This window comes from Aeromonas sp. ASNIH8, from assembly GCF_002919855.1.
Taxonomy (GTDB): Bacteria; Pseudomonadota; Gammaproteobacteria; order Enterobacterales; family Aeromonadaceae; genus Aeromonas; species Aeromonas caviae.
In genome coordinates this window covers 1-10,234 of the sequence record NZ_PQLN01000124.1, presented here as the reverse complement: position 1 = coordinate 10,234, position 10,234 = coordinate 1, and the positions used below count along the sequence as shown (strand labels likewise).

Sequence of the window (10,234 nt, the reverse complement as noted above, 5' to 3'; positions counted from 1 at the left end):
GCCCCACCAGGCTCAACCCCTCCCCCATCGGCTGCATATCCTGGTGGTCGATGACAATCACGCCAACCAGATCCTGCTGCGCCAGCAGATCAAGCATCTGGGACACGACGTCAGTGTGCGCAGCAATGGCCTGGAGGCCCTGCGCGCCCTCGCCAGCCACCCCTTCGATCTGGTCATCACCGACTGCCAGATGCCGGTGATGGACGGCTTCGAGCTGACTCGCAACCTGCGTGCCCTTGGCCATGACCTGCCCGTCTGGGGCTTCACCGCCCATGCCCAGCCTCGCGAGCGGGAGCTTTGCCTCGCCGCCGGCATGAACGACTGTCTGTTCAAGCCCATCGGCCTCGCCCGTCTGCGCGCGGCGCTGGCCACTCTGGGGCCAGCGCCCTGAATACCGCCAGCCCTTCCTCCCGTCATGTCGCACGGGCGCGGCTGAGAGTGCGACTGAGAGTGCGACTGAGAGTGCGGCATAAAGGGTCGCCCACAGAAACAAGAGACAAGAGACAACGTGGACCAGCCATGGATACAAGGCCGGTGGCGGTTCGAGCCCCATAAAAAAACCGACACCAGGGTGTCGGTTTTTTTATATCGGGAGGTGCGCCCAGCCTTCCTGTCACGCCAGTCTGGCGCCGGGTGAAACGGGCGTCACGGGGAGGATCAGTAGAAGATCCGCTCCCCTCGCTCGCTCATCTTGAGCCAGACCGGCTTGGTGCTGGTCTTGCTCCAGATGCGGTGCAGGTAGCTGTAGAAACGGGCGCGATCCCGGCGAAACAGCATCACCGGGAAGGCAAGCAGACCCGCCATCAGGACGAAGATGCGGCGAAGGATTATCTGAGTCAGGGAGAAGGGATGAAACATGATGTAACGCCTCACTGGTAAGACCACTGAACAAAGATTACGCCAATCATTGTAGGATTACTACACCGACTGCGCCATTTTTTGATAAAAAATGGGGCTAAAAGCCTAAAAATGAAACCGGGTTACATTCTTTAACTAAAAAACAACAAAGGTGGCAAAACGCGGCCCCTGTTCCAGAGTTAACGAGGACTGGACCAGAACGGGGGAACACAGGATGAAACTTGCAGATGCGGCGCTGCTGGGGGCATTGGGCGTGCTCGCCTGGAGTCAGTGGCAGGAGTGGCGGCTCAATCGTGACGATGCCATCGACATCCCCTATCACGGGGTCCCCACCGCCAGCCTGTGGCAATGCGGTCTGCTGATAAAGGAGATGGCCGCGCTGGCAGAACAGGGGGGTGAAGAGAGGTCCGGGTCCAGGGGCGAGGCATTGGCCGAGATGGATAAGCATCTGCACAAGACGTGGCAACGGGAGGGTTGTTCACGGCTGACTGACATGCAATGAAGCATCATCTTGGGCCGCCATGGCGGATGGACAACGTCAGTGACGTGGAAAACAGGGGGAAGATGGAGGCACGTTCCGGAGTCGAACCGGACTAAACGGATTTGCAATCCGCTGCATAACCGCTTTGCTAACGCGCCATGCTGACAAGGCATTGCCTTGAGAGTGATGTCCATGGTTGGTGCCATGGAGTATTGGAGCGGGAAACGAGACTCGAACTCGCGACCCCGACCTTGGCAAGGTCGTGCTCTACCAACTGAGCTATTCCCGCATGACTGCTTGCGTGCCAGTTACCTGACAACGAGGCGCATTATACGTACCCCGAGCCCGGGCACAACCCTTTTTTCTCACTTTGAGCCCTTTCTCGTGCTGTTTGCTCACCCTTTAGACGCCTTGGTCGAAAATCCCCCCGCTCCCTGTGACCCGACGAGCGAATTTAAGATAAAGCCATTGAAATAGTTAGCCTTTAGTCAGAAACTCATCGCGCTTAGTAACTGGATTCTCAATTGAAAATCATGCGATGAAATGGAACTTCAGGCCTCGGGGGCTCAGACCGCAGCTGATGCTGGCTTTTTTCATGTTGGGCCTGGTGCCCTTCCTGGTCGTCACCCTGTTTTTCCTCTATAGCCACGGCAAGGATCTCACCACCCAGACCTCCAACCATCTGGTCTCGGTGCGCAACATCAAGAAAAACCAGCTGCAAGACTACTTCGGCAACCTCAAGGAGCAGATCATCAACTTCTCCCAGCAGGACTTTGCTGGCAACAGTATCGGTCGCTTCTACGGTTTCACCGGTGCCTTCGAGAAGCTCGGCACCACGCCGCAGGAGGCCCGTGCCCGCGCCCAGGCCCGCTATGTGCCGGGCTCCTGGGACAAGCTGCAACAACCTGACAGTCAGGTGGAGATAGAGCCCTCCATCAGCGCCCTCATCCTGGCAGACGAGATGTATGGCCGCGTCCACCAGCGCTTCCATCGCGGCTACGCCGACATGGTGCGCAAATCCAACTACAGCGACATCTTCCTGGTCGACCTCAACGGTGACGTGGTCTACTCGGTCACCAAGCAGGCCAACTTCGCCACCAACCTGCTCTCGGGCCCCTACCAGTCCAGCGGTCTTGGCAACACCTTCGCCAAGATCAAGCGCCGCCTCGATGGCGGCCAGAAGCCCCAGCAGATCTTCGAGTTCACCGATTTTGGCCGCAACGAGCTGACCGGCCAGGTGGTCGCTTACCTCGCCGCCCCCGTGATGCAGTATGACTATGTGCGCGGCGTGGTCATCTTCGAGCTGCTGCCGGACAAGCTCAACCAGATCATGGCGGAGCGGGAGGGGCTCGGCGCGACCGGCGAGACCATTCTCATCGGCCCGGACAAGCGGATGCGCGCCAACGCCTGGCTCGCCCCCGAATTCAGCGTGGAGAACAGCTTCAGCCCCGACTTCCGGCCGCTGCAGACCCCCCTCATCATCAAGGCCCTCTCCGGGGAGCAGGGGGTCGGCCCCTTCCTCTCCTACCACGATGACGAGGTGCTGGCCGCCTATACCCAGGTGAAGGTGTTCGATACCGAGTGGGCCTTCATCGCCGAGATCTCCACCAGCGAGGCCTATGCCCCCATCCGCCAGCTCGAGACCCTGGTGATCCTGCTGGGGGCAGGCTCACTGCTGCTGCTCATCCTCTTCTCCCGCTGGCTCTCCCACTCCATCACGGCGCCCCTGCGATCCCTCACCGCCGCCGCCGAACAGGTGGCGGACGGCGCCCTGGATCACCCCATCACCATCCCCCGCACCGACGATGACATCGACCGGCTGGCACAGGCATTTCGCCACATGCAGCGCTCGGTAAAGGACAAGATCGAGCTCATCGAACGCCAGACCCAGGAGCTGCAACAGCAGGTCAAGCTGACCCACAAGCAGAACCTCAGCCTGCAACAGGCGGACAAGCTCAAAGACGAGCTCCTGGCCAACACCTCCCACGAGCTGCGCACCCCCATCCACGGCATCAAGGGGATGGCCGAGTCCATGCTCGCCAGCCAGCAGGACCTGACCGAAGGGCAGCAGAAACAGCTCGGCCTCATCATCAAGAGCGCCGACGGTCTGGCGCGCCTCGTGGACGACTTGCTCGACTACCACCAGATGCGCTACGGCCAGCTGGAGATCCACCCCCAGCCGGTCTCCTCCAAGGGGGTCATCCGGCTGGTGCTGGATCTCTGTCAGCACCTCGTGCAGGCCAAGCCCCTCACCCTGGTGGACAAGAGCCCCGCCGAGCTGCCCCCTGTGCTGGCGGACGAGCAGCGCCTCGAGCAGGTGCTCTACAACCTGGTGGGCAACGCCATCAAGTACACCCCCCAGGGCAAGGTGGTGCTGAGCGCCCTGGTGGAGGGCAACTTTCTGCGCATCAAGGTGACCGACACCGGCATCGGCATCGCCAGGGACCACCTGGAGCACATCTTCGAGCCCCTGGTGCAGATGAGCCCGGAAGTGAGCAAGCAGGGAGCGGGCCTCGGTCTCTCCATCACCCGCCAGCTGGTGCACCTGATGGGGGGGGAGCTGTTCGTGGAGAGCGAGCCGAGCGTCGGCTCCACCTTCGCCTTCACCCTGCCGCTGGCCAGCGGCAAGGCGGGCAGTCTGACCCTCGACAGCCGCCAGATAGAGCACCAGCTGGTGCGCCAGCAGCCCGTCATCCTGCCGGACTGGGAGAGCGAGGACCTGCCGCCCCCGCCGCAAGATGCCCCCGTCATCCTGGTGGTGGACGACGAGCCCATCAATTTGCACATACTGCGCCACCTGCTGCAGCCCTGCGGTTATCGAATCCTGCCCAGCAGCGACGGTCACGACGCCCTGACCAAGCTGGCTCAGGAGCCGGTGGATCTCATCCTGCTTGACGTGATGATGCCCACCCTCTCGGGCTTCGATGTCTGCCGCCGTCTGCGCCAGCAGCACCCCAAGGAGAAGCTGCCGGTGCTGCTGCTCACCGCCCTCAACCAGCCCAAGGAGATTGAAGAGGGTTTCAACGCCGGGGCCAACGACTATCTGGTGAAACCCTTCTGCAAGGAGGAGCTGTTCGCCCGGGTGAGAGCCCTGCTGGAGGCCAGCGCCGGGCGCGCCTCCCTGGTGGAGAACCGCCTGCTCAAACAGGAGATAGAGCACCGTCTGCTGCTCCAGGAGCAACTGCACCAGGATCAGGAGCGGCTCCTCGCCCTGCTTGGCGAGGGGGCCGACCCCATGGTCTTCCTCGATGAGCAAGGAGGGGTGCTGTTTGCCTCCCGGGCCCTGGCGCGCCTGCTGGGTCAGGAGCCGGAAGCCATGGAGGGGCAGATGCTGGACGAGTGGCTGGCCGCCCCGCTGGCAAGCCAGTGGCCCGACATGACCGCGCAGCCGGAGCGGGAGCTGGACTTCCTGGTGGCGGGCCAGCGAGACACCCTCAACGCCCGCGCCCTGCCCATCAACCTGGGGGGGCAGCACGCCTATGCGCTGACCCTTGGCACCGAACCGCGCCAGGACGACAATCGCATGGCTGCACTGGAGAACGCCCTCAAGAGCCTCTCTCGCCAGGCCATCATCGAGGATGGCCAGTTGCTGGGGGAACTGAGCCGGCTGGGAGGGGAGTTCAGGTCGCTGGCGGACGATCTCATTCGCCAGCAGGATGACGAACCTCTGCGCCGCGCCCTGGTGGACACCATGCGTCTCACCCTGGAGACCTGGCAGCAGAGCACCGGCAAGGGCAAGATAGTGCTGGCGGAGAAGAGCAAGCTGTGGCGGGTCTACATGGACCGCTCCAGTCCCCAGACCCGCACCCTCGACAAGTACCTGAACCTCGACACCCTGCCCAAGGCACCGCGCTGGAAGACGGTGGTGGCCAGCGCCGAGTACGTGCTCAAGCACTGCTCCCTGAACGAGGTGCAGCACCAGAGTCTGCACCAGAGCACCCAGCGCCTTCGCCAGCTCGCCAGCCGCAAGGCATGAGTCTCCAACCCACAGCCACGTTGCTCTGATGATGGCTGCGGGATAGAAAACCAAGCACCAATAGCCAACTCTGGACACATCGACTCGCAGGCTTTCTGCGCCTATCAGGGGGATCGCGATGGCTGAGCTCGCGGGGTCGGCCAGATGACCCTGCAGGTGCGGGCCTATTCCCCATCACCATGTTGGTGACGAACCCGGGAGACCTGTCTGGGCCGGCAAGTGGCTAATCAGGTGAATGGACATTCGAGAGAATGGGGTAAGACTTCGCGACCCCGTGACCACAGGCCTCAAATCGGAAAAGACATTGGGAGATGGCTGAGGCGGGGGATGGACAGAGATGAGATAGAAATGACAAACCCGCGACGGACGCGGGCTTGAGGGGAATAAATGGCGGAGAGACAGGGATTCGAACCCTGGGTGGCATTGCTGCCACAATTGATTTCGAGTCAATCCCGTTCGGCCACTCCGGCATCTCTCCACGGGCACTCATATTGACCCAACCCTAGCCGGGAAATCAATGTAAATCTCGTTGCAGATCAGACGACTGGCGATAAAACCGCCATCCGGCGATCCCGCCCCTCCCAACGCCAGTGACTTTCACCCGGCAGCGCCTCCTCGCTCACTGTCTCCACCCTGTACCCGGTTCCGGGCGGGTGAATACGGCAAGCCTGATGGGCCAGTGACACCCTGTGACGCGCTCGCCACCGCCCTCCCGGCAGTCATGGTGCCGGACTGGTAATCCCCGCGGGATTCGTTGACAATCTCTGCTCATTTTTTGGAAGGGAACCCGTCCCTCGCCCCAGCCGATAGGAACAACCATGTTCAACACTCGTATCGTCTCACTGCTGCTGGCCGCCGCCAGCCTCTGGGCCGCACCTGTCTGGTCCAACACCTATCCCCTGCCGCCAGCGGACAGCCGTCTCATCGGCGCCCTGGAAGATTACATCGTACAGCCTGGCGATCATCTGGAACTGATCGGCAAGCATACCCGGACAGGCTTTCTGGCACTGCTCGAAGCCAATCCCGGCGTAGACCCCTATCTGCCCACCCCGGGCACCCGGCTCACTCTGCCGACCCAGATGCTGCTGCCCGACGTGCCGCGAGAAGGCATCGTCATCAACCTGCCTGAACTTCGCCTCTACTACTTCCCCAAGGGCAAGCAGGAGGTGATGGTGCTGCCCATCGGGATCGGTGACATCGGCCGCGAGACGCCGGAGATGACCACCACCGTCATTGCGAAAAATCCCAACCCGACCTGGGTGCCCGGCCCCATGGTCCGCAAGTCCTGGCTGGAGCAGAAGGGGATCGATCTGCCCGCCGTGGTCCCCCCCGGCCCCGACAATCCCCTCGGCAAGTTCGCCATGCGTCTTGGCTATGGCAACAAGGACTACCTCATCCACGGCACCAACAAGGATTTCGGGGTCGGTCTGCGAGTCAGCGCGGGTTGTATCCGGCTGCGCCCGGATGACATCGAAACCCTGTTTGGTCTTGTTCCCGTCGGCACCCCGGTCCGGGTCATCAACCAGCCGGTCAAGATGGCGGTGGAACCCGACGGTCGTCGCTGGCTGGAGGTACACTCCCCCCTCTCCCGCACCGAAGCGGAGATGGCACAAGGGGCGCCGCTGGTGCTCTCCCCCGAAGCCGAGCAGTTCATCGCTGCCCCCGACATCGACAGTGCCCGGGTGACCGCCCTGCTCGAGCGCAAGAGCGGGCTGCCCAAACCCGTGAGCGGCTGAAGGCCTGACCACCATGAACAGAATCAGTCATGTGGTTTGCCTGTTGCTTCTGCTGCCTGGCTCCGCGGCGATGGCGGACATCCTCTGGATGCACAACGGCGATCGAGTGAGCGGGACCATAGAGGAGATCACGGACGAGCAGATCCGCATCAAGCCCGCCTACAGTCAGGCCATGACGGTCCCGCGCCGCGCCATCAAACGATGGCGTCTGGACAAGCAGGAAAAACCCAAGCCGCTCACCAAGACGGGGATCCCCCTGCTGGACTCTCCTGACGAGGCCAATGCCTGGCTGCTGACAGGGAACGGGGATCTCAACATCAAGCTCAAGGAGAACACCAAGAAGACCAACAACGTCAATCTCAAGGTCTCCACCGAGTTTGCCAATCTGGACTGGCGTTACAGCCTGGATGGCGAGTACATCTACGAAACGGCGAACAACATCACCGACAGCCACGAATACAAGCTCAAACCCAAGCTCGACTTCTTCTTCGACGATCACTGGTTCCTGCGATCTTCCGTCGACATCGATTACAACATGATCGATGCCGGTTATCTGGAGATTGACTATGCTTCCGGCCCCGGCTACCGCTTCTGGAATGACAGGCAACGCCGGCTGGAGATCATCAGCCAGCTCGGCCTGGAGCGGGCCTATTTCAGGCCGGAGGTATGGAGCAATTCCGACCTGTTTGACGACAGGATCATCAATTACCCCTTCGTCAGCCTGGGGTGGGACTACCGGCAGCCCTGGACCCTCTGGGAAGAAAAATTCGAGCTGTTTGGCAAGGGCAGTTATGAAAAATTCGTCGATCAACCCTCCCCCTACCTGACCAGAAAGCAGTCCGTCAGCGGCAGCCTGGGCCTCAGGTACTATTTCAACGATCACCTGCGCCTCTCCTGGTCAAGCGAACTGGATTGGGACGATGCCTGGCTCGACTACCATGGCCTGCACAGGGATGTGAGCGAGAAGGAGTGGCGTCACCTCATCACCCTGGGAGCGAGTTTCTGACCCGCCAGAAACGACACAGGCCCACCGAAGTGGGCCTGTGTTCATGGACGCAAGGCGAGCGCGTCAGAAATAGATCCGGGTGACCGACTCGATGACGCAGCCAGGGCGACGGATCCCCTCGATCTCTATCTTGATTTCCTTGAGGAGCTCGATGCCCCCCTTGATGGGCGTGACACGCGACAGCTTGGTACGGGCGCGGATATTGCTGTCCACCTTGATGGGGTAAGGGAAGCGGACCTGCTCCAGGCCGAAATTCACCACCATGCGAGCGGTCGGGAACTCCGGCGTGCTCTCGTCCACCGAACCGGTCAACTGGGGCAGCAGGGCCAGAGTCAGGAAGCCGTGGGCAATGGTGGTCTTGAAGGGAGACTCGGCCGCCGCACGCTCGGGATCGGTGTGGATCCACTGATGATCGCCGGTCACGGTCGCGAACTGGTTGATCAACGCCTGGGTGACCTGCAACCACTCGCCCACATGGGTCTCTTCACCGATGCGGGTCTGCAACTCGGCATAGAGTGCCGCCGCTTCGCCTTCGAGCTCCACCACGGGATCCTGCGCCAGGGCAGGCTGGCCATTCGCTACCTGGGTGACTCTGGCAGCCTCTTGCTGGCGGGCATCCTGGGACTCCCCCTGCAGATCCAGCACTCTTCCCAGCAAGGGGTGAAGGTGTGCCTTTTGCTGAAACTCACGCCAGTAGTCGCGGATCGCCGGAGAGAGCCAATCCTTGAGCTCAAAGGGGTGTTGCGCCAGAATTTCGCGCTTGTGCTTCAGAAAATCGACAACTTTCATTTACCGATCCCTATTCGATTCAAAGCCTGTAAAGAGGTCTAACCAGTCCTATTTTATGAAAGTTTCATCAGCAAGTACAAAAAAATCTCGGCGTACACCTGTACCAGGCGCGAAAGTGGTCACTAACATGCGAGCAAACACGGGCAGGAAAACGATTGAATGTAAGGCTGCAAACGAATCAACATCTGAGCTGAAAAAGAGACGGGGCCCGTGTCGCCACTGAGCCCCGTCCTCGATCATCTCCCCTGGGCGGTCCACCAGCTCTTGCGCTGCTCATCGTCCAGGAAACTCCAGGCGAGGATCCGGCTCACCTTGTTGCCTTGCGCCATGTCGAGCACGCGAACCTCCCGCGCCCCCACCCGAGCCAGCGCCTTTCGTGCGGCAGGCAGATTTTCCTTTTTCGACACCAGCGAGCTGAACCAGAGGCATTGGCTGGCAAACTCCTTGCTCTGCTCTATCATGGCCGCCAGAAACGCCGCCTCGCCCCCCTCGCACCAGAGCTCAGCCTTCTGACCGCCGAAATTGAGCACGGGCGCCCCGGCCACTGCCTGGCCCTTGCCCAGGTTGCGCAGCTTGCGCTCCGTCCCCTTGCTCGCTTCCGCCAGAGAAGCATGAAACGGCGGGTTGCACAGAGTCAGGGCAAAGTGCTCCTTCGGCCCCAGGATCCCGCGAAAGACATGCTTGGGGTTACCCTGATGACGGCATGTGATCTGGTTGCCCAATCCATTGCTGGTGGCCAGCAGGGTTGCCGCCTTCACCGACACAGGATCGATGTCTGAGCCCACGAAGCGCCAGCCATACTCCCGGGCGCCCAGCAAGGGATAGATGCAGTTGGCCCCGACACCGACATCCAGCACTCGAACCTGCTTGCCCGTCGGTACGCATCCCGCGCTCTCCGCCAGCAGATCCGCGACGCGGTGCAGATAATCGACCCGCCCCGGGATGGGCGGGCAGAGGTAGCCAGGCGGCAGATCCCAGTGTTCGATGCCATAGTGCAGCGCCAGCAGCGCCCGGTTGAGCGCCTTGACGGCGGCCGGATCGGCGAAATCCAGGGTCCGGGTGCCGTGCTCGTTGACGAACACGAAAGGCGACAGCGCCGGGGTACGCAGGCAGAGCGCGTCAAAGTCGTAGGGGGCCTGATGGCGATTGCGCGGGTGCAATCCGGTTTTCTGCTGGGGTGTCATGCTGGACCTGCCGAGGATCAAGGGGGCCACACTATAGAGAGTCGGCCAGGGAAAGTCTAAAAGAGGGCCATAAAAAAGGTTCTTCGCGGGATCTTGGGGAAGTGGAAGTTGACAGACAGGGTGCTGGTAAACTGGCTGTCTCCAAACACACCACCACCATCACCCTGCTGTCGCCGTGCATCATATTGATATTGCCTCCTTCTG

At 61.4% G+C, this 10,234-nt stretch carries 8 protein-coding genes and 3 tRNA genes; 5 read left to right on the top strand and 6 right to left on the bottom strand.

From position 1 onward, the window contains the following. On the top strand, positions 1-391 hold a 391-nt coding region (locus tag C3418_RS21090; protein WP_052815898.1), incomplete at its 5' end, for a response regulator. A gap of 266 nt (positions 392-657) precedes the next feature. On the opposite strand, the gene C3418_RS21085 is transcribed toward C3418_RS21090, so the two are convergent. Continuing rightward, entirely contained in the window at positions 658-858 is a 201-nt protein-coding gene (locus tag C3418_RS21085; protein ID WP_010673543.1) for a YbfA family protein, read from the bottom strand. 214 nt (positions 859-1,072) lie between these two features. Between C3418_RS21085 and C3418_RS21080 the strand changes: the two genes are divergently transcribed. Further along, a complete protein-coding gene (locus C3418_RS21080) occupies positions 1,073-1,360 on the top strand; it encodes a hypothetical protein (protein ID WP_052815896.1) in 288 nt (95 codons plus the stop codon). Positions 1,361-1,423: 63 nt separating this feature from the next. Here the strand turns inward: C3418_RS21080 and C3418_RS21075 are convergent. Further along, a tRNA-Cys gene (locus C3418_RS21075) sits at positions 1,424-1,497 on the bottom strand. A gap of 55 nt (positions 1,498-1,552) precedes the next feature. Then, positions 1,553-1,628: transfer RNA gene (locus C3418_RS21070), tRNA-Gly, on the bottom strand. Positions 1,629-1,877: 249 nt separating this feature from the next. On the opposite strand from C3418_RS21070, the gene C3418_RS21065 reads away from it, so the two are divergent. Next, a complete protein-coding gene (locus tag C3418_RS21065) occupies positions 1,878-5,315 on the top strand; it encodes an ATP-binding protein (protein ID WP_102948759.1) in 3,438 nt (1,145 codons plus the stop codon). A 388-nt stretch (positions 5,316-5,703) separates the two neighbouring features. On the opposite strand, the gene C3418_RS21060 is transcribed toward C3418_RS21065, so the two are convergent. Beyond that, positions 5,704-5,793, bottom strand: a tRNA-Ser gene (locus tag C3418_RS21060). A 340-nt stretch (positions 5,794-6,133) separates the two neighbouring features. Here C3418_RS21060 and C3418_RS21055 point away from each other — a divergent pair. Both C3418_RS21055 and C3418_RS21050 read left to right on the top strand, forming a co-directional pair. Continuing rightward, the gene (locus C3418_RS21055) at positions 6,134-7,051 is read left to right on the top strand and encodes a L,D-transpeptidase family protein (RefSeq protein WP_039039321.1); all 918 of its coding nucleotides are present in this window, start codon (positions 6,134-6,136) and stop codon (positions 7,049-7,051) included. A 13-nt stretch (positions 7,052-7,064) separates the two neighbouring features. After that, the gene (locus C3418_RS21050) at positions 7,065-8,057 is read left to right on the top strand and encodes a DUF481 domain-containing protein (RefSeq protein WP_052815894.1); all 993 of its coding nucleotides are present in this window, start codon (positions 7,065-7,067) and stop codon (positions 8,055-8,057) included. Positions 8,058-8,120: 63 nt separating this feature from the next. Here the strand turns inward: C3418_RS21050 and C3418_RS21045 are convergent, their stop codons facing one another. After that, positions 8,121-8,846 carry a MaoC family dehydratase gene (locus tag C3418_RS21045; protein ID WP_010673529.1) on the bottom strand — a complete coding sequence of 242 codons (726 nt, stop codon included), beginning with the start codon at positions 8,844-8,846 and terminating at the stop codon, positions 8,121-8,123. A 236-nt stretch (positions 8,847-9,082) separates the two neighbouring features. Next, positions 9,083-10,030 carry a 23S rRNA (adenine(1618)-N(6))-methyltransferase RlmF gene (gene rlmF / locus C3418_RS21040; protein WP_029313997.1) on the bottom strand — a complete coding sequence of 316 codons (948 nt, stop codon included), beginning with the start codon at positions 10,028-10,030 and terminating at the stop codon, positions 9,083-9,085. Positions 10,031-10,234 lie beyond the last annotated feature (204 nt).